General features: G+C 43.3%; 13 protein-coding genes. 8 read left to right on the top strand and 5 right to left on the bottom strand.

Translation table 11 applies throughout. The annotated features are described in order from the left end of the window. Positions 1–369: 369 nt before the first annotated feature. Positions 370–1,497, top strand: a complete 1,128-nt coding sequence (locus I6E86_RS04400) for a helix-turn-helix transcriptional regulator (protein WP_197175623.1) — start codon at positions 370–372, stop codon at positions 1,495–1,497. Positions 1,498–1,597: 100 nt separating this feature from the next. Then, positions 1,598–2,245, top strand: coding sequence for a TerD family protein (locus I6E86_RS04395; RefSeq protein ID WP_197175622.1), 648 nt, complete (start codon positions 1,598–1,600; stop codon positions 2,243–2,245). 170 nt (positions 2,246–2,415) lie between these two features. On the opposite strand, the gene I6E86_RS04390 is transcribed toward I6E86_RS04395, so the two are convergent. Next, the gene (locus I6E86_RS04390) at positions 2,416–3,399 is read right to left on the bottom strand and encodes an ion transporter (protein WP_197175621.1); all 984 of its coding nucleotides are present in this window, start codon (positions 3,397–3,399) and stop codon (positions 2,416–2,418) included. A gap of 132 nt (positions 3,400–3,531) precedes the next feature. Further along, complete coding sequence (locus tag I6E86_RS04385) at positions 3,532–3,759, bottom strand: hypothetical protein (RefSeq protein ID WP_194363037.1); 228 nt, start codon at positions 3,757–3,759, stop codon at positions 3,532–3,534. Between the two features lie 307 nt (positions 3,760–4,066). Between I6E86_RS04385 and I6E86_RS04380 the strand changes: the two genes are divergently transcribed. Then, complete coding sequence (locus I6E86_RS04380) at positions 4,067–4,708, top strand: OmpW/AlkL family protein (RefSeq protein WP_197175620.1); 642 nt, start codon at positions 4,067–4,069, stop codon at positions 4,706–4,708. Between the two features lie 144 nt (positions 4,709–4,852). On the opposite strand, the gene I6E86_RS04375 is transcribed toward I6E86_RS04380, so the two are convergent. Both I6E86_RS04375 and aceE read right to left on the bottom strand, forming a co-directional pair. Then, the gene (locus I6E86_RS04375; RefSeq protein ID WP_197175619.1) at positions 4,853–6,571 is read right to left on the bottom strand and encodes a 2-oxo acid dehydrogenase subunit E2; all 1,719 of its coding nucleotides are present in this window, start codon (positions 6,569–6,571) and stop codon (positions 4,853–4,855) included. A gap of 25 nt (positions 6,572–6,596) precedes the next feature. Then, a complete protein-coding gene (aceE, locus tag I6E86_RS04370) occupies positions 6,597–9,410 on the bottom strand; it encodes a pyruvate dehydrogenase (acetyl-transferring), homodimeric type (protein WP_197175616.1) in 2,814 nt (937 codons plus the stop codon). A 581-nt stretch (positions 9,411–9,991) separates the two neighbouring features. Here aceE and I6E86_RS04365 point away from each other — a divergent pair. The 5 genes from I6E86_RS04365 to I6E86_RS04345 all read left to right on the top strand — a co-directional run bounded on the left by I6E86_RS04365 (position 9,992) and on the right by I6E86_RS04345 (position 21,196). Beyond that, on the top strand, positions 9,992–11,986 hold the full coding sequence (locus I6E86_RS04365; RefSeq protein ID WP_197175614.1) for a hypothetical protein: 1,995 nt from the start codon (positions 9,992–9,994) through the stop codon (positions 11,984–11,986). Between the two features lie 256 nt (positions 11,987–12,242). Further along, positions 12,243–12,710, top strand: coding sequence for a hypothetical protein (locus I6E86_RS04360; RefSeq protein WP_197175612.1), 468 nt, complete (start codon positions 12,243–12,245; stop codon positions 12,708–12,710). A gap of 40 nt (positions 12,711–12,750) precedes the next feature. After that, on the top strand, positions 12,751–14,823 hold the full coding sequence (locus I6E86_RS04355; protein ID WP_197175610.1) for a beta strand repeat-containing protein: 2,073 nt from the start codon (positions 12,751–12,753) through the stop codon (positions 14,821–14,823). Between the two features lie 208 nt (positions 14,824–15,031). After that, the gene (locus I6E86_RS04350; RefSeq protein ID WP_227680529.1) at positions 15,032–20,275 is read left to right on the top strand and encodes an SdrD B-like domain-containing protein; all 5,244 of its coding nucleotides are present in this window, start codon (positions 15,032–15,034) and stop codon (positions 20,273–20,275) included. 144 nt (positions 20,276–20,419) lie between these two features. Continuing rightward, on the top strand, positions 20,420–21,196 hold the full coding sequence (locus I6E86_RS04345; RefSeq protein WP_197175606.1) for a hypothetical protein: 777 nt from the start codon (positions 20,420–20,422) through the stop codon (positions 21,194–21,196). Between the two features lie 129 nt (positions 21,197–21,325). On the opposite strand, the gene I6E86_RS04340 is transcribed toward I6E86_RS04345, so the two are convergent. Then, entirely contained in the window at positions 21,326–22,018 is a 693-nt protein-coding gene (locus I6E86_RS04340) for a TetR/AcrR family transcriptional regulator (protein ID WP_194363028.1), read from the bottom strand. Between the last annotated feature and the right edge of the window lie 124 nt (positions 22,019–22,142).

Below are 22,142 nucleotides of genomic sequence, written 5' to 3'. Positions count from 1 at the left end.
TAAAGCGTTCAGCATTTGATAGAATATAAACGCAGACGAACGTCTCTAAACGCGATGCGGCTTTTCTGCGATGATAAACGCTTCTATAGTCGATTCAAGTTAAAAGTAGGACAAGGCCAACCGAGCGTAGAGGTATAGTCAGAGAACTGCTAAACGGCTACGGCGTTATTCTTCCTAGATGTACTACTTGTACAATCTTCGGTCGGCTGCCTTGTATCCATTTTAGACTTCTTTGACTATATATTGAATACTTCAAGCGAGGTTGGCGCAGTCATACTTTTATAGTGGAATGACTATCCCGCATAAAAAACTGTTATAACTATCAGAACTGTCAGAATCGACTTGTGACTTTATAAAGGCTATCTCCCAATGACTATAACCCCTACTGGCGCCGATACTATTCAAACTCGAGCAGAGTCTCATGAGCAAGCGGACACGCCAGTAACGGCGGATAGCAGTGCCTCAAAGGACAGTAATGATAATCGCCACGGTGCAGCGACAACTGCTCGGCAGTGGCAAGTACTGTCTCAGCTACAACGCAACCGCTGGGTCGGCACCACGCATATCTATGACCAGCTAATGATGGCAGGCTTTGATATCAGTCTGCGTACTGTACAGCGTGACTTAAACGCACTGGCCAAACGCTTTCCTATCGAAAAAAACAATGCCAACCCACAAGGATGGCGTTGGTGTGATGATGCACCGCTCCAGAGCTTGCCACATATGAACCTATCACAAGCCGTGGCTTTCAATATGGTTGAAGCCAATCTAACGCAGCTACTACCGCCTGTTATCTTAGATGAGCTGTTTCCTTGGTTTGACTTAGCGCGGCGACAGCTCAAAAACAGCAAGGTAACTCACTCGTGGATAGACAGAGTGAGTATCGAACCTGCCACGCAGCCTCTTATCGCCCCAGATATAGATTTGGACAGCAAAGACAATATCTATCACGCGCTGTTTTATCAATTACAAATCAGTGCCTGCTATACCCGTGGCAATCAATCACAAGCCAGCGAATATACCCTAAACCCCATTGCCATTATCCAGCGCGGGGTAATTATCTATCTGCTAGCGACTCGTACTGATGACCAAGAATCCATCATTCGCACCTTTGCACTGCATCGATTTGACAGCGTTGAGATTCTCGATAGCCCAGCGCAGACACCCAAAGACTTTCAACTAGATACTTATCTAGATGAAGGCAGCATGGGCTTTAGTCATCCTTTATTTGGTACACTGGCTGAACGTGGTAAAAACACAGCCGTTGAGCTACAATTTACCAAGCAAGCAGGCAAAAGCCTCACCGAAAGCAAGCTGAGTGACGATCAAATTGTCCTATCAAATGATGATAATACTCTAACGATAAAAGCGACGATCAATTTGACCTCACAGCTGGTCTGGTGGTTACGCGGTTTCGGTAGTGGTTTATTAGATGCCAAGCCTGCCCTGCTCTATGAAGCCGTATTGGACAAATCGCCAACACTGAACAATGACTAACGATGATAATGCTCAATCTAAGTAGCGCTGATATGATGACAGTCGTTAAAAGCTCAGAACTTAAAAACTAAGAACTAAATAAGAATTAAAAAGGAATATTATGCCGACCAGCGCCCCATTACCATTGCTTTCAGACAGTCTCAGAGGGCTGGGCTTGGATGCGGGAACTTTGTTTTTTGCACTCAATTATGAATTTACTAAAATTGAGCCAAAAGGGTTGTTTAAGCGTTTTAAGAAAAACAAAAGCGCAATAGATATTGATTTGGCTTGTGTCTTATATGATGACAATTGCGTCATCAGCGATATCGTTTGGTTCAAGCAATTGCGTGACAAAGCCGAATCAGTCAAGCATCAAGGGGACAGTCTAAACGGAAAGGATCGCGGCGAGCAAGCCATGTATCTTGCCCCACTTGATCAAGAGCAGATCAGACTGGAGCTTGAAAAAATTCCACCGCACATCACTCATATTGCTTTGATTGCCAACTCCTACCATGGTCATCCGTTTTCTAGAGTCATCAAAGGTGAGATTCATCTGAGTGATGATGAAGGCAATCGATTTTTTGAAGTCAATCTAAAGCAACTACCCCGTGATTGTACGACGCTTTGGGTGGCACACCTGCGCCGAGCTGTTGATGACTGGCATTTGACGCTACAGAATCTACCCCTAACGGCTGACGACCTATCAGAGGCCGCCAAAGAAGTCGCTCATGAGCTTGCACGTGCACTACCTATTCCTCAGGGCATATAACGCTTATCAATAACAGTATATAAAAAGAGGCGGTTCAGTTTAATGACTGAACCGCCTCTTTTTATTTTTAGCATTCAAAATACAGGTTCTAAAGCAGTCAGAAAGCGTAGTTAATAGATGCAGCAAAAGTCCTGCGTACTATAAGTAACTACAGACAACTATACCTGCCATCATAAACCCTCACCGCAATGCGGGCAAAAATTCTTTTGACGTACTTCAACTTCTCTTTCGCGCCGCTCAAGCTCTTGCTCACGCAGCACTTGTAATACAATATTTTGTGCTTGCTCTTTGTCGAGTCCCAGCTCACGGCGAATCTTATCAATCATCATCTGATTCTGTACCAGATCAAAATCACTATCAATCAGCTGCTCTCGAAAATGCTGTTCAAGCTCCTCACGGCGCTGGGCAAGCTCATTTGCCAACCCTGTTGCCAAAATACCGGCAGGCAGTGCTGCGAGACCCACACCCAATATCGTAATAACGGCACCCAGTATCTTGCCAGCGTTGGTGATCGGTGTAACATCACCATAACCCACGGTCGTCAAAGTCACCACTGCCCACCACATTGCCTTAGGTATCGACTCAAACTCCTCCGGCTGTGCATGGTTTTCAACCAAATAAATACCGCTAGAGGCGGTTACGATCATAATAATCAAAATAAAAATAACCGCTTGAAACGAGCCGCGCTCTTTACTAATCACCACGAGCAGGATACGCATAGAGGCAAAATAACGGGTCAACTTAAGAATACGGAACAAGCGTAAAATACGCAAGAAACGCAAATCGATATTGACAAAAAAGTTTAAAAAAGCAGGGACAATAGCAATCAAATCAATCAATGCTGATGGGCTTCTGAGCCAATTCCAACGCTGTTTCCAAGTGGTGTGATCGGGCTTAGCCTCCCCAACACTCCATAAACGCAGCAGATATTCGATCGAGAATATAACGATGGAAAAGTTCTCAAACCAAGTAAAATAATTCTGATACGGGTAATACCATTGATCGACTGATTCGGCTATCACAGCAGCCACATTGGTCATGATCAGAAATATCAGAAAATAATCCACGTAACGACTGAACAAGGTGTCATGTTCGTCATTTTGCAAAATATCATAAACAAAATGACGTAAGCGCTGTATAGATTGCAGCAGCATGCTATCCCTATGCGGTGAAATACCGGCGTTATATGAATAAAATAGTAAAGTGAACATAACCCTGACGAAGGCTTCTTCTCAATTCAAACGGTGTCAGCAAATCATTATCAGCTATAACACACTACATACATACTACATAGAAACTAAGTAATAGATGTTCACTGACAGCAACATGACAGACATAGCAATCAACATGGACAATCTCAAAAACCGCTCATCAGCACGCAGTTGTTGACTGATGTCCTTAGCAGGTATCAAAAACAACCCACATTCATGACAACAAGAATCCACCTGATTCAATATCTTGGTAGCCCGTGCCTGCTCACAGCGTAGAGGAGAGTTACTACAATAACCCAGCATAATGTATTACGCCTTTTTTAGATTGTGAGTAAAAAACCCTAAATGATGCGGATAAAGTACCTCTAAGAATCACCTAGTATTAAAAAACTTTTTAGTCTTAGTCGATGATAGTACGTATCCATACTATTTATTACGCAAGCATTGCTACTTTATGTTCAAAACCTTACCAAAAGCAGTGATTTTTGTATTACAATATCGTCATAATGTTACTATTTTGATTTTTATTATAGCATTATGTATCAGTTTCTAATGTCATCCCTCATCAAAAACTGATTAACCACTCCCTGTCATGTTAAGGAATTAAATAATGAAACTCCAATCCCTAGTTTTAGCTACTGCTGCTGCACTGACTATGACCACCGCATTTGCTGTACCTGCAGGTACTTGGTCTGTTGCTGCTGGCGCTCATATGGTTGACCCAAAGAGCAATAACGGTACATTGGCAGATGGCACTATTGGGGTCGACGTCGACAGCGATATTCAACCAACCGTTAGCGGCGAATATTTCGTTGCCAACAACATTGGTATTGAATTACTAGCCGCGACGCCATTCCATCATGACATTACTCTAACTGCTGGCGATACCACTATTGATGCCAAAACTCAGCATCTACCACCGACCTTATCTGTACAATACCACTTTGATGGCTATAACATGCCAATGAACGTCAAGCCGTTCGTAGGTGTTGGTGTGAACTATACGACTTTTTTCAAAGAAAAAATCTATAGTGATGCTTTTGAGAACTTAAAGCTTGATGACAGCGTGGGCATTGCTGGCCATATTGGTCTTGATATCCCATTTGCTCCAACTGAATACTTCCGTATTGATGCTCGTTATATGGACATCAAAACAGACGCCAGTGTTGAGTCTAATGGTAATACTGTTGAGCTTGGCGAAGTCGATATCAGCCCTTGGGTATACGGCGTAGCATTTGTAAAACAGTTCTAAGACAGTAAAAATAGCATGAGTAACAAAAGCCAGCTTGATAGCTGGCTTTTTTGTGCGCTTTCGCCGCATATGATACACACATAAAAAAAAGACCACCCTTAGGCAGTCTTTTTCATTCAGGATTTTATCAACCCATAAACCAATCTAAATCAATATATGACGTGGATCAGCCAATAGCGTTGTGATATAGCGCGTGAACACAGCTGCGTCCGCGCCATTGATCACACGGTGATCATAAGACAATGATAACGGCAACATCAGACGTGGTTCAAAACTTTGCGTTTTGGCATTCCAACGTGGCTGCATGCTTGCCTCAGACACACCCAAGATACCCACCTGTGGCCAGTTAACGAGTGGTGTAAAGGCTGTACCACCCAAGTTACCTTGGCTTGATATCGTAAAGCTCGCGCCTTGTAAATCTTTGGTGCTGAGCTTTTTATCACGCGCTTTGACTGCAAGCTCACCGATCTCAATAGCGATTTGCTTCAAGCCTTTGTCTTGCACGTTTTTGATGACAGGTACGATGAGGCCATCATCAGTCGCCACTGCGATACCCATATTAACGCTCTTACGCAAGATAACTTGAGTATTATCATCGCTTAAGTGGCTGTTAAAACGTGGATGCTGCGTCAAGGCATGAGCAGTTGCTTTGACAACGAACGCTAGAATGGTAAAACCAATACCTTCCGCTTTCATGCTACCTTTTAGCTCGCTACGTAGTTTTTCTGTCTCGGTAATATCCGACAGATCAAACTGTGTGACTTGTGGCAGCAACGTATTGTAGTTAAGCTGCGGTATCGACACCTTTTGTAGACGGCTAAGATCTTGTGTGTCTGTCTCACCCCAAATCTCAGTGTTGCTCATATCTGGCAGTTTTGGCAGTCCTGAACTGATAGTACTACTACTAACAGGTGCGGCTTTCTGTGTGGTCAGACTCTCTTTGACGTGAGCAAATAAGTCTTCCTTTAAGATACGATCATTCAATGCTGAGCCATTCACTTGAGTGATATCAACACCCAACTGACGTGCCAGCTTGCGTACGGCTGGCCCTGCATAGACATCGACCAGCTTTTCATTAACCTGTGCTTCGGTCAACTTGCCAGCTTGCTTACTAACGACCGTATTAGGCGTTGTAGATTTTTCTGCCTGTTTTGGCTCAGCAGTTGTTTTAGCAGCAGCTTTCTCTTCTGATTTGGCTGGTGCTGAATGCTTTGGCTCAGAGCTATCTGATGTAGACTCATCTTCATCAGCAGCATCACTGACAATGACGATAAAGTCCTGACCATTGGCAACCATATCGCCTGTTTCGACCAGTATTTTTTCAATCTTACCAGCGACTGGCGCTGGCACTTCTACCGACGCTTTATCAGATTCAATCAATAGGATTGATTGATCCGCAGTCACGATGTCACCAACACTGACCATAATCTCAGAAACTTGCGCCTCATCGACACCTAGATCAGGTAATGCATGAGTCGTGGCTTTGCCAGCGTTAGACGCAGGCTTTGCACTAGACTCTGATGACTTTGATTCAGTCTCAGCTGGCTCAGCTTTTGCTTCTGACTTAGCAGCAGCTTTTGTATCACTCGCTTCTTGATTGTCATCAGCAGCGCTATTATCACTTTCTACGCTGTCTTCTGCACTCTCAAGCTCAATCAGTACCATGCCTTCGCTAACTTGATCACCGATCGCAACGCTAATTTTGGTGACTTTACCAGCAGCAGAGCTTGGCACTTCTACTGAGGCTTTGTCAGATTCTAACAGAATAATGTTGTCATCTTTTGCGATGACATCACCAACTTCTACCATAATCTCACTAACTTCGGCGCTATCAACACCCAAATCGGGGGCTTTAATGTCCATGGTTTATTTCCTTGTCTTATGATTATTATTCTTTGACATCGCCGTCATTGAGTAAAGTCGCATCGGCTTGGTCTTCAGCACGGCCTTCATTGCTGATCTCTTCGTCATCTTCAGCAACGAACTCAGGCACAGGTGTTGGATTGACATTACCTGGTGCTGGCGCATCTGGAGAATGATCCGAATAAGACTGCTGTTGCCATGCAGGTGGCTGATCGACATCGATACCTAAGCTTGAAATCGCGTCTTTTACCAGACGCATCTCAACTTCACCTTCATCTGCTAGACGCTTGAGCGTGGCAACCACAATATGAGCCGCATCCACATTGAAGAAGCTGCGTAGATTTTCACGAGTATCAGAACGACCATAGCCGTCAGTTCCTAGCGTGGTGTAAGGACGGTTGTCTGGTAACCAAGCACGAATCTGCTCTGAATAGTTACGCATATAATCTGTCGCAGCGACGACGATACCCTCGTGCGGTGCCAATTGCTCTGTCACCCAAGGCACTCTCTCTTCATCCATTGGATGCAAGCGGTTGTAGTCATCACAGGCCATACCGTCACGAGTCAACTCGTTGAAGCTGGTCACGCTCCAGACGTTAGAGGTGATGTTGAACTCATCTTTTAAGATTTTTGATGCTTTTTGTACTTCACGTAAAATCACACCAGAACCCAATAGCTGTACTTGTGCTGAGCCGTTGTCTTCGAGCAAATACATACCGCGCTTGATGCCTTCCTCGGCACCTTCTGGCATTGCAGGTTGCTCGTAGTTTTCGTTCATTAGCGTTAGGTAATAATAAACACGCTCACCTTCACCATACATGCGGCGTAAACCATCATGCATCACAACCGCTAGCTCATAACCAAAGCAAGGATCATAAGTCACACAGTTAGGCACGACATTGAACAAGATTTGTGAATGACCATCTTGATGCTGCAAGCCTTCGCCATTAAGCGTCGTACGGCCAGCTGTTGCACCCAACAAGAAACCCTGTGCTTGACAATCGCCTGCCGCCCAAGCCAAATCACCAATACGCTGGAAACCAAACATCGAGTAGTAGATATACATCGGAATCATCGGTAGCGCGTTCACAGAGTAACTGGTTGCCAATGCAATCCAAGTGCTCATTGCGCCTGCTTCGTTAATGCCTTCTTCTAACATGTGACCATCGATGGCTTCTTTGTAGCCCATCAATGCTTCACTGTCTTCTGGCGTATATTTTTGACCTACAGCTGAGTAGATACCCAACTGACGGAACATACCTTCTAGACCGAAAGTACGTGCTTCATCCGGTACGATTGGCACCACACGGTCTTGGATATCTTTGTTTTTTAGCATGGCTGACAACAAGCGTACGAATACCATCGTCGTCGATTGCTCTTTACCATTGCTGCCTTTTAATACTCGATCAAACATAGACAGTTCAGGAATATTCAATGGAATATGTCCACTGCGGCGGTTAGGCAGATGACCACCTAGCGCTTCACGGCGACCTTTGAGATACTTCATCTCTGCCGATCCTTCTTCAGGACGGTAGAATGGTAGGGTCTCTAGCTGCTCATCAGTGAATGGCAAATCAAAACGATCACGGAAATAAACCAATGCTTCTTGATCCAGCTTTTTCACTTGATGCGATTTGTTGACCGCTTGCGTTTGGGCAGACAAACCATAACCTTTGACAGTTTTGACCAAAATAACGGTTGGCTGACCTTTCGTTTTCATGGCTTCACTAAAGGCTGCATAAACCTTCATAGGATCATGACCACCACGGTTCAAGCGTGAAATCTCTTCATCCGTTAGCGCATCAGCCATCTCTTCTAGTTCTGGGTATTTACCAAAGAACTCTTTACGAGTAAATTCAGGCGTACGCGCTTCATACAACTGATACTCGCCATCGACCACTTCTTCCATACGGTGTTTTAGCACGCCTGTTTTGTCATTGGCCAGTAGGCTGTCCCAGTTACCGCCCCAAATGACTTTAATCACACGCCAGCCTGCGCCGCGGAATACTGACTCAAGCTCTTGAATGATTTTACCATTACCACGGACTGGACCATCAAGGCGCTGCAAATTACAGTTGACTACCCATATTAAGTTGTCCAGTTTCTCACGACCCGCAAGAGAGATAGCGCCCAAGCTTTCTGGCTCATCCGTTTCGCCATCACCCAAGAACGTCCAAATCTTACGACCTTCTTTTTCTAACAAGCCGCGGTTTTCCATATAACGATGCACGTGAGCATGATAGATCGACATGATCGGACCTAAGCCCATCGATACGGTAGGGAACTGCCAATAATCCGGCATTAGGTACGGATGCGGATAGCTTGATAAGCCTTTACCACCGACTTCACGGCGGAAATTGTCGAGCTGATCTTCTGTCAGACGACCTTCTAAGTAAGAGCGAGCATAGATACCAGGTGCTGAGTGACCTTGGTAATAAATCATATCCCCACCGAAATGATCGCTAGCGGCGCGGAAGAAATGGTTAAAACCTGTCTCATATAGCGTGGCACTAGACGCGAATGTCGCTAAGTGACCACCCAAATCGTCATCGTTTTTATTGGCACGCATCACCATGGCAAGCGCATTGTAGCGAATCAAAGCACGAATCTTACGCTCCATGCCTAGATCGCCTGGGTACATTGGCTCGTCTTCTACTGCGATACTGTTGATGTAGGCCGTATCTAGTCTGTTGAACGGCAGGCCTTCTTGCACCGCCATGTTGTACAACGCTTTTAGTAGGAACTGCGCGCGGTCTTTATCGGCATGTTTAACCACTGACTCAAAAGCTTCTAACCATTCTTTGGTTTCGGTGCTGTCAGCATCCTTGTAGTAATTCATTATTGTGAATCCTTTTATATCAGTCATGCCTGTCTATCAGGCAGAGCTTTGTTAAATAATATGTGATGAGGTATTGGTTTACTTGCCACGTCCCTGCTATGTCCAAGCATTCCTTTGATTTATGCGATGATATTGATATATAGCTCGATCATACAAACTCGATTGTACAAATCTGCTCATACAAGATAGTGCCACTGTGAATCAGCAAGTGCATCAAATCGACACCATTGCCACACAGCCCATAGTGTGTTCCCTATATCTTCCGTCAGTAGATAACTGCAACACTCTATTATAAGCGTTTATGACGTAATTGTTTATGGCTGTAGAGAAATGGAGAAATAACAAGTATTTTTTAAATAAATAATGATTAGTTTTTTGAAAAATACTCCTTGACGAATACATTGTATTTGTTTATGCGGATTATATTAAGACTATTTTACACTTTGTCATGTAAAAACTACCATTGGTAGTTTTGAAATAGCATTTACATGCTCTGTTAGATATTATAAAAAGTAATTTTTTTGTATAAAAAAAGTTACATATTATACAATCTGGTAAATAATGATATTCAGGACAGCATCATGCAACGTTATCAACGCTCTTTAAAATTAGCAAAATCCTCCTCTCTATTAGATGAGCCTATGCATAAGATTCCAGTATTGATAGTTGCTATGATGTTGCTATCAGTCAGTAGTGTCTCTTTTGCTGCAGAAGCTAGTCCCACTTGCCCCGCTGATCATGCAATGTACTATGTAGGGTCCAAAACTTTTAGCCCTGCACCTGCAGCAGCTAATAAAGTGGCATTGAGTTGGACAGGAGGTGCAGGAAACACTAGCACTACTTATAGTTTCAACAATAATCTTGAATTCAAACTGTCTTTTTCTGATACTAATTTTTTAGTTGCTGGTTATCCAGAAGCCAGTAGTTTTACCGGCGTAACTACAAGCGCTATTAATATGCGTCATAGTAGCCAGTACCTTAATATAAACCACAAACTGACTGCTACTATTAACAAGCCCGTATCGAAGTATGGGTTTGTTGTGCAAGATTTAGACTCAAATGAAAATGGGAAATATACTGAGTCCATATCGATTTTTAGTGCTGGTGGTGCTTTTAGTAATATACTTACTGCAAACTACACACTATCAAACGCAAGCAAAACTATTACAGGCAATCAATGGCTAAACTGTAATCCTACTAGCCCGTGTAATTTTAATATTGATTGGGGCTCTCAGTCTTTAAACACACCTTTTGTTATAACTCATGGTAATGCTTATTCTAGTGCATCTACGACATTATCTACTGGCGACCATGTTGTGGGCTACTCAGACTTCTACTTTTGTCTTGCACCACCTAAGTTAACTGTGAAAAAACAATTAGAAGGTACTCGTTTTAACGACAGTGATACTAAACGTGACCAATTCAATATCAAAGTCGCTGGTGGAAAACTCACTCCCGATACTCAAGGCTCTACAGCATCTTTTACAACAACAGGGACAGGTTCAACCATAACTAACGGAAGCACTGTTACCCCATTGGAATTAGCCCCAAGTACCACCTACACTATATCTGAAAATATAATAAGTGGTAATGCTAGTAACTATAGCACTAGTTATGCCTGTACTAATGCAACGACTGGCAGTACTACCACTATGCCATCAGGCACTGCAAGCTCATTTACCTTATCAAGCTTGAATTATGGAGACGAAGTAACCTGTACCATCACTAACACGCCAAAATCTTATAGTTTTTCAGGAACCGTTTTTAATGATAACGGTGGTATTACTGCTGCAGATTCTACCAAACAGAATATTACTAGCACCTTCACTGGAAACAGTGCCTATTTCAATGGCATCTTAGATAGCAATGAATCTGGAATATTCGATAGCGGGTTACAAGTTGCTTTAACCAACTGCAATGGCACCCAAATTGTCACAAGCTCAGCTAATCCTCAAACAGTATCAAGCTTAGGTAAATACAATTTTGTTGTTCAATCAGGTGCATTGCCAACAAGAGTATGCTTAGTAGAAACTGAGCCAACCTCTTGGATTTATGATATAGATACTACTGCTAATATCAGAGAAGTAACACTGACTAATGATATCTACGTATATAACAATTTAGACTTTGGTGAAGTACAAGCTAACAACACTGCATTGGTACTTATTAAATACCAGTATGTGCATGAATGTAATAGTAGTCTCGATTATACATCTGTCACAAACACTTCAGATCCAAGTACAGGCTTTAGTACATCTGCCCCTAATAACACCATAATTCCAGGCAAATGCATTGCTTATAAAATCGAAGCCTATAATCGCGGGCACATTAGTTTGTCAGACATACAAATTTCTGATGTATTACAAAATGTTAAAGTGAAATCTGAGTTTTATCTCCCTAAAGCGTTAGGAGTACCTTCGGACGTATTTAAGACAACCAATCAAACAGCGCCAATAGGACAAAATGGAACTATTGTCTCTGACAAATTTACTTTAAGTAATACATCTTCGAGCACTACAGCTTCAAAAGCAACTTTGTATTTCAATACCAAGTATGGCACTACCTCTGGTACTTAATATTCGTTTTATTACATTTACCTTTTTAACCATCTAATAAAAGCCCTGTCTAGTCAGACAGGGCTTTTACCGTTTATATACTTCAAAATGCCAGTTGTCATCTTTGTGATGAATAATTGTATTGATTACGTGACAATAGAAAAAAGGGAGACAGATGCCTTCTAAAAATGAAAATTATATTAGATTACATATTCTTCCATCACTATTTACAACGTTCGCTTTTTACTGACGGTCATGTTCTAAGAAAGGATTTTATATGAAACGTTTTAATCTCTTGCACGGTATTTTATTAGCAACTGCTGCTTCTATTTCTTTATTGAACGTCGCACATGCTGATGATGCCCTCAAAATGGAACTGACTGCCAATCAAGTCCTCAAAAATGCGGATGGCAAGACAGCATATTCACCAGTACGTACAGCGCCAGCTGGTACTGTCATTCAGTACAAAGCAACTTATACCAACACCGTCAACAATGATATTAATGATCTGATGGTGACACTGCCTATCCCTGCAAACATGACATTCACAGGTGAGGCAAACCCTGCTAGCGCACAAGCCAGTATCGATGGTAAAAACTATGCTGACATGCCTTTGATGCGCAAAGTCGATGGCAAGATGGTTAAAGTACCCTACTCTGAATATCGCACCTTACGCTGGAATATTAAACTACTACCAGCGAAAAAATCAGCTGCCGTTGCTCTCAACACTGTCGTCAACAAATAACTCTTAACCTTGCCAATTTAACTCTTTGGAGATCTACCGCATGAAACCAAATTCCTTTAAGTATTCAGTATTAACCGTAGGTGTTGTAGCGGCAATGGGTATTACTACTGCCAATGCTGCTACGACCTCAGGAGCTACAAGTAGTGGTGCAGCCCCGATCAATAACGTCGCGACCGCAAGCTATACTATTGGCTCTGTTGCTCAGCCCACTGTTACTTCTAACACCGTAACTGTCAATGTGAGTGAGACGGCTAACTTCTCATTAGTCGCCATTAATGGTATCAGTGCTACCGATGACAAAAACGAAGATATAACGACTACACCAGGTAATGGTGCTACGTTTAACCATACATTAACCAATGAAGGTAACGTTTCTGATACTTATACGATTAATACTACCGGTAATAACGATACTACTATCACTACTGCCACTCCAAACTATGCGCTAGGCACTGCAGGTACAAACGGCATTACCTATACTATCGTAAAAGCTGATGGTACTGCAGCAGTAGCTAGTGATTTATCTAGTGGACAAGCTGTAAGTGGTACCCTTAGCAATGGCGGTACTATTAAATTACCACCAGGCTTCAAAGCTAATCTTAGCTATACAGTAACGACACCTAATACTCATTTAGGTGGCGACATTTCCGTTGGTACATTGACAGCGACTAGTACTTTTATTACCGCTGCGACTGCAAGTGGCAAAGTCCCTACATTGGTTAATGAAAACCAAAACATCGTTAGATTGCCTACCTTTAAGATCGCAAAAACAGCGACTAGCAATGTAGATCTGTCAGTTACTAATCCGCAGATTGATTACATCATTACCGTGACTAACCTTAACACAGCTTATAGCGCTATCGCAGATAACTTCGTTATCAGAGATGTACTTCCTTTAGGTATGACATTGTCTGGTAATGTGACAGCATCGAGTGCGACTGTTACTAGTACTAATAAAGATGCTGAAGGTAGACAAATTATTGATATCGCGGTACCAAGCTTAGCAGTTGGCGCAAATCAAGTTGTCACGTTTAAAGTCAATGTTGCCAAAGCTAGCTATACTGCTGCTGGCTCTACTGCGACTAACAACGTGGCCGTTTATGATAAGTTTGTCGGTAATGTTGGCGCGTTACCTGTTACTCCAGTGGCTGACACCAATTACGATATTCTAGACAGCACAGTGACTACTAATGATAGAACCAGAGTTCCTACTAGTGCTGATGTCGCTGGCGGAGTTGGTGAAGATACACCGGGCGTTACTAGCTTTAGCAATCGTGCGATTGTATTGAATAATCCAACGACGAGAGAAATTGCACCTACTTCTGACACAGCGGGGCAAGTCACCCATACGACCAATATCATTAACAACGGTCAGGATGCTGAAGGTACTAATACTAATCCATTAACTTTTACTATCGCTGACGGTGGTCTGAATACAGCCGTTGCTCCTACCACCCCTGTTACCATCACTTATACTGCACCAGGTGGCGTATCAGGAACGCCGATTACGCTTACCCCTGTGAGTGGTGTATACACCATCAATAGTACGACGCTACCTAGCGGTATAGCACCAGGTGGCATAGTTGCTATTAATTATAAAGTAACTTCTACAGCTGCTGCTGTTGGTAGCAACGAAACTACTATCGTAACTTTAACACCGGGTGGTAATGGTGCCCCTACTGTTGCACCAGTGACAGATACGACTAATGTGAAAGGGTTAAATTTAGAGAAGTTCCAAGCTCTAGATGCCACTTGTACAGGTACAGTTGCTGCTGCTAGCTTCAGTAAAGACGCGATCAGTGGTGCAGCACCTGATCAATGTATCATTTATCGTATCAATGCGACTAATACCTCTTCTGCTATACAAACCACCACTCCAGCAGCGGCTTCTGGCTTTAATATCACAAGCTTAACGGTTTCGGATTTATTGTCTAACTTCTCAGCTGGTGCAGATTTGGTGACTGGTTCACCTGCTTCTAGTGTTACTGGAACTGGATCTTCTATTACTGCAGCTTCTACCAGCACTACTGCTGTGAGTACGACAGCTTCAACATTAGTACCGCAAGGCGTTGCTACTTTAACCTTTAAAGTTAAGATTAAAAACGCTCGTTAATTTAAAAATCTATAAGTAGTAACAGCTGCTTATAGGCCAATGCTCTAGCTTGCTTTAATCATTTTATGTTAGCCAAGCTAGAGCGTTACTACTCTTTCATGTTTTATTGGATAAGCGACTTATTATGACATCTACTGTAATCAATACGTCTAAAAGCATCACATCTTGCACAGCCAAAGTTTCTGCGCTGTCATTTGCAATGTTGCTTATGCAATCAAATACGGCCTTTGCTGCGCCAGATGCACTGGTACAGTTGATCAATAACACAGCTCAAGCCAGCTATAGTGTTGATAACGAAACTGATGTATCTATAAGCACGGCTTCAAACCAAGTGCAGTTAAAAGCCTCGGCCTTACCTGAGTACGGCATTAGCTTGACTCAGCAGCCTCTACGCACTGTCAGACCCAATACAGAGGTCAGCTGGACCAATGTACTGAGCAACACAAGCTACAGTGATCAAACGGTTGAGCTCACGTTTGCGATATCACCAACCATCTCTAACTTAAAAGTCTATCAAGACCTTAATAAAAACGGCCAAATTGATTCAGCAGATAGACAAATCATGCTGGACAACTTGAGTACCCAAATTAAGCTTGGTCAGAGTGAAAGCATTCAGCTTATCGTGCAAGCTTTATCAGATATTAATGGCAGCGATGGTGACACTGCTGATGTAAAAATCGGTGCAGTTGTATTAGAAGATCCATCAGTCGCGGCCGTTGAGGCTATCGACAGACTGGTCATTATTGAGCCGGAAATTAAATTTACCACGCCTCAATTTGATGGAACCAAAGCCACTTCACAAATTGATGAAAACGTTTATATTGACGCAAGCTATGCTCAGTGTAACGTGCAAACTGATAAGCCCGATCAGGTATGGATCACGGTTAAGTCTCCGATGACAGGTGACACCTACTCTCTCAAAGGCATCGAAACTGGTAACAACACAGGCAAATATCGTCTGTCTGCACCGACCCAAAACAACGCCAATGCTATCAATGATAAGTTTATTCAGACATTGGTAAACGATACCCTGACCGCCAGTTTGGAGGCTTGTATTGATCCTTCTGTCGGCACGGGTGCTGATCAGCTACCAACGGATAGCGACTTTACCGTCCGTATCGATGATTTAAATACGCAAATCAGTATCATTGATGATAGTGCAAGTTTGGTTGTCACCAAAGAAAGCGATGTCAAAAGTGCGGAACTCGGTGATTATGTCAGCTATACCATCAATGTCACCAACAGCGGAAAATCGACTGCTTACGATGTACAGCTAAAAGATGCTCTACCCCGTGGTTTTGATTACGTCGAGAGCAGTGTGCGTGTTAGCCCAACCACTAACCTTGATATCAATCAAGCACAGACCACTGAGTTTAAGGCAGACGGTAAATATCAGGTACTAAACCTAGGTGATATGGCAATCGGCGAAAGTAAAAAGATTACTTATCGCGTGTTGATTGGTGCCTCATCATTAGGCGGTGATGGTATCAACCGTGCAACTGCGGTTGCTAATAACGACCAAGGTCAAAGCGTCGGCTCAAGAGAAGCACAGTGGAAGATTGATGTAGAGCGCGGCGTGATGAATACGGATGGTATCATCATCGGTAAGGTCTATCACGATATCAACCGTGACGGCATTCAACAAAAAGAAGATGGCGAGCTGGGTGTCGCAGGCGTCCGTATCTATATGGAAAACGGTAACTTTGTGATAACCGATCCTGAAGGTAAGTATAACTTTTATGGTGTCAGTGCAAAGACACACGTCCTGAAAGTTGACCGTACTACTATCCCACATGCCACTGAGATGGTCACCCAAAGCAATCGAAATGCAGGTGATGCCGGTAGCCGTTTTGTTGACTTAAAATATGGTGAACTGCATCGTGCGGATTTTGCTATCGTTGCTGGCATGGCGGATAGTACTGAACGTCTAAATACTGAGCTTGTGGCTCGCAGCAAATCAGTAGGTGCTAAGAACGATACGCTTGAGCAAGCTATCAAAACTGAGCTGACACTAGAGCCTGACTATAATACTGACACGACTGATAATGTCGATGCCAGTGGCTGTAACATCAATGGTGACTTAGACTTAGGTAATAGTTGCGACTCTGCTATCGTTAATGACATGGTCAATGCCGCAACTAACCATGTCGATATGGCGGTTACAACAGTAGCGCCACCAGTAGAAAAAGAGCTAGAAGAATATCTAAAAGAAGTGGCTAATAATGATGTCGCTTTTATCAATCTAAATGAAGGCCAACAGCTTAGCTCTTATAAGCAAATGGTACAGGTACAAGCACCACTTGGATCAATATTCACATTATATGCCAATGGCAAAGCGGTATCAGCGCAACAGATCGGAAAAACGGCTGAGCAAGAAAAGCAAAATGTGACCGCTTTTGATTACTATGCCGTTGATTTACAACGTGGTAACAATACATTGCGCGGTGTGGCCACTGATATCAATGGTAAAGTCATCTCTGAACAAACCATCAAGGTCTTGACACCAGGTAGCTTGCAAGCGATTGACTATCGCACTCAAACCGAGCTAGTAGCTGCCGACGGTGTCAGCGAATACCAAGTCGTCATCAGCCTAAAAGATCGTGATGGTCGTCCATACATCGCCTCGACCCCGATTACTATCGATACCAATATCGGTCGTATCAATTTGAAAGATGGCAGTAAAGACAAGGCCGGTACCCAAGTTATCGTATCAGGCGGTGAGCTATTGATTCCTGTGACCGCCCCTAGCGCACCAGGTAAAGGCGAGCTGGTTATCGATACTGGCAGTAGCAAGCAAATAATCCCTCTACAGTTTACCGCTCAGCTGCGTCCTCTCATTGCCGTCGGTATCATAGAAGGCGCTATCTCGCTTAAAGACTTTGATGGCGGCAGCATTACTGATGCTCAAGGCGCATTTGAGCAAGAGCTCAATGAGATTTCTGGCGATGACAACTATTCAGCGACTGGTCGTGCTGCTATGTTCCTCAAGGGCAAAGTACGCGGCGACTATCTGCTGACATTAGCCTATGACAGTGATAAAAAAGGCGAGCGCCTGTTCCGCGATATCGATCCTGGCGAATATTATCCTGTCTATGGTGACTCATCAGCCAAAGGTTTTGATGCGCAATCTACCAGCAAGCTGTATGTTCGCTTGGATAAAGGTCGCTCGTTCGCCATGTATGGCGATCTAAAGACACAGATTGATAATGATGAAGGCATCAAACTCGGTCAATACAACCGTACCTTAACAGGTTTAAAAGCCCAGTTTGAAGACAGTAATACTCGTGTTACCGCCTTTTTAGCAGAGACCAGTGCCAGTCAGCGTGTCAACGAGACTCGTGGTCTTGGCATCTCAGGCCCTTACCCATTGGCTGAAAACTTTGACGCGGTATTAGAAAATTCAGAAACCATCGAAGTCATCACTCGTGACGCAAATAACTCTGGACTGATTGTCAGTCGTGAGACACTGACACGTTTTGCTGATTATGAGATTGACCCGATTAGCCGTAGCCTATATTTAAAGAGTCCTATTGCCAGTCAAGACATCGAAGGCAATCCTGTCTATATCCGTGTCACGGTAGAAGTGGATGAAGGTGGTGAAGACTATCTGGTTGGTGGTATCGCAGCCAAACAGCAATTAAATGATAAAGTCTCTATCGGCGGTAGCTATGTCAATAGTGATGACCCACTAAATAAAGAAGAGCTTGCTAGCTTGAATAGTGTCATTAAATTCAATGACAAGCTAAAGCTGGTCGCAGAATATGCGATGAACAAAGCTGAAAACCCAAATTTTCAAGCAAGTAACCAAATCAACACCACAGAGTTAAATGACAGCGACGTCGAAGGCAATGCACTTCGTATCGAGCTTGATTTTGACAACAAGAAAAACACGCGTGCCAAAGCTTATTACAATGATGCTGACGAAGGTTTCGTCACTGGTGCCTCACCGCTTACTGCTGGACGCACTGAGTCTGGTTTAGAAGTTACCCATACTTTAAACAGTAAAAAAACAGCGTTAACCTTAGAAGGCGTACGTACAGAAGAGAATAGCACCGAAGCCAGCCGTGAAGGCGTACAAGCTAGTATCGAGCATCGCTTGACTGAAAATGTCGTTGGTGAAATTGGTATACGCTATTACAAGCAAGATGCAACAGCGGCCTCACGCAATACCCAAGCTGTCACTGATGTTGTAGATGTCACAGACGATACATTGTTCAACGATGACATCATCAATCAGTCAGCGTTAAGCAGTATCAGCAGTGCAGATGAAGACATCGAAGGTACGACGGTTCGTGCTCGTATCACTTCTCGTTTGCCAAAGCTAAATGACTCTTTAGTATTTGCAGAATATGAGCAAGATATCGAAAACAGCTCACGTAACGCCACGTCTGTCGGTGGCGAAACACCACTCGGCAGCTTGGGCCGCTTATATGCTCGTCATGACTTGATCAACAGTTTATCTGGCACTTACGGCCTTGATGACACGGATGAACGTCAGCGTACTGTTTTTGGTTTTGATGCCACTTATATGAAAGACGGTAAAGTATATAGCGAATACCGTATGAACGATGCCATTAGTGCGCGTGAAGCTGAAGCGGCTATTGGTCTAAAGAACAAATGGTATGTCCAAGAAGGTCTAACCTTAAACACCTTGTTCGAACGTGTAGAATCGCTTGAAGGTGAAGAAAACAACACGGCAACCGCAGCAGGTATCGGTGTTGAATATCTTGCAAAAGAAAACTACAAAGCGTCAGGACGTTTCGAGCAACGTTGGGGCGAGACAAGCGACACAGTGCTTGGTAGCGCTGGTATCGCTTATCGTTATACTGATGAGATTACCTTACTTGCCAAAGACATCTATTCACGTGTGGACTATGATGATGGTAACCGTACCATCAACCGTTTTCAGTTAGGCGCGGCTTATCGCGACTATGATAGCAATCAATTGGATATGCTAGCAAAGCTTGAGTATCGTTTAGACGACAACAATACGGGCGATGACACCTATCAAAAAGACACGACTATTTGGTCATGGAATGGCAACTATCATCCAACGCGTCCACTGACATTATCTGGGCGTTATGCTGGTAAATATACAGAATATACAGCAGATGGCATCTCTAGTGATAACACAGCACATGCTGTTTATGGTCGCGGTCTCTACGATATTAGCGAGCGCTGGGATGTTGGCATGCAGGCAGGTACTTATTGGAACGAACAAGCCAATGACATGTCTTATATGCTTGGTGCCGAAGTGGGCTATAGCCCAATGAACAATCTATGGTTGTCTCTTGGCTATAACTTCATGGGCTTTGAAGACGAAGACATTGCTTATGATGACAGCACCCAAGAAGGCGCTTACTTTAGACTGCGCTTCAAGTTTGATGAAGACTTATTCAAACGTGAAGACCCACGCAAAAACAACCGTCTAGCCAGCGCCTCTGGCTTATAGTTTGGCGACCCTAGATAAGCATTGTCATAAGCATTTTATGACAATGTATTCATGGCTGTACCGGTGTTTCGCTCAATCAGCCATGACGTCAATCATAATGATAATAAACATCAATACTTATTACCTTAATATAAGGCTTGCCTCATGTTTACATCCGCCATTAGCGCCATTTCTGATAAATCGCCAATATATGCTGCACTATCGGCAATAGCATTACTCAGTATCGTATCGCCTGTTTCTGCGAAGACAAACGACGCTCAGATTGTCCATAAAACAAGCATAATGGATTACTGTCACAACGACAATCAGGCTAAAGCACCTTCTTATAAACATCAAAGCACACAGCAACGTACTCTCAACTGTATGGTCGAACAGCTACAGCCCTATCAACAAGCAGATAAGACAGCACAGCAGCGATATCTTGCTTATAAAGCACAAGCATGGCTCAACTATGCCATTCATCAAGACAGCATGAACAGTCGGTCATCGGCTGGTACTGTGGCGATAGAAAGGGCTGAGTCTCTATTGCAAGCGTTAGAGACGGATACAACACAAGACATTGCCCTGCATCAAGATATTCCCTCTACCTCAGCTTTGATGCGCCCTGATCTTTGGGCTGTCTTAAGTACGCTAAAAGACAGTGGCGGTATAGAGTCAGCACCGCGAGAAATGGCCTTTAGTGAAGTGGCACTGATTTGGGCAGCAACCAACCAATGCGCACGTGGTTGGCGCGAGTCAGCCATGCACTTTCGCATGGCCGATCGCTGGCTGGAACAAGCACGCGAAGCTTACGTCAATACACATGACTCACAAGCCAATGTTGATTTTGAAGCATTGACCGTTAGCTACTATAAAAAATATGTACCTTTAGATCCAAATGATGATGTGTGCCGTGGGCAAGACTTGACGTCTAATAGCTAGGACAGCTGTCATCAGACTGATAGCGAACTCACATAAGTGCTCATTGACTGTTTGTTCAACACGCCCTAAACAGTAGACATAAAAAAGCCGACAGATTTGTCGGATTTTTTATGTCTACTGTCGTAAAAACTAGCGGTTTTTACGCGGTAATTTTTCTGGCAGATAGCAACGTAGATAAGCGATAAACGCCGTGTTTGCTTCTTGAATGTAGTCTTCAGTGATGGTTTCATGACGACGATAAGACAAGGTAAAGATCGCATTGACAATGCTATAAGCAATCAATAATGTGTTCTTAATGTCATCGAAGTTTGGCATCTCATAGCGCTCTGATAAACGCTTGTATACCAGATTGATAATTTGATGATCCATATCTTCACCAAAACTATCACCTTCAAAATCAGGCGTATTGGTGTCATAAATCAGCTTGGCTTTGGTCTTGTCATTATGAAATATCGTGATGCAATGATCAATAAGTGCCGTTAGATACCCTTGCCATCTGTCATAATTACCAATATCGACCGTCTCTACCATTTCTAATATTTCAATCGCATTCAAAAAACGCAGTGCTAAGAATATTGCTTCAATATTAGGAAAGAAGTGATAAGCAGAAGCTCTTGGTATACCCGCCTCTTCACACACAGCTGCTAACGTAATGTCGTTAATCGCTTGTGTTTCACTCAACTTTTTGGCACCAGCCAAAAGCTTTTGACGACGAGCACGACCTTGTTGGCTAGTAAATTTAAACTTATTAGGTACAAGTTTTTTTGCCAATTCAGAATCCACCAACACGTCTTCAATTTTTTCGTCTTTGTTATCACTCATTGTAAGTCTCTTAATGTTGCGCCCTATGTTATAAATATAATCTTCACTGTATGGTGTCTATCCTAAGCCAAAATGTATCGCTTGAATAATGACCACCACTTTTACAGAAGAGGCATAATAAACG

Source organism: Psychrobacter sp. SWN149, assembly GCF_015864565.1.
In the GTDB taxonomy this organism is placed as follows: Bacteria; Pseudomonadota; Gammaproteobacteria; order Pseudomonadales; family Moraxellaceae; genus Psychrobacter.
This window is presented reverse-complemented; position numbering and strand designations above follow the sequence as displayed.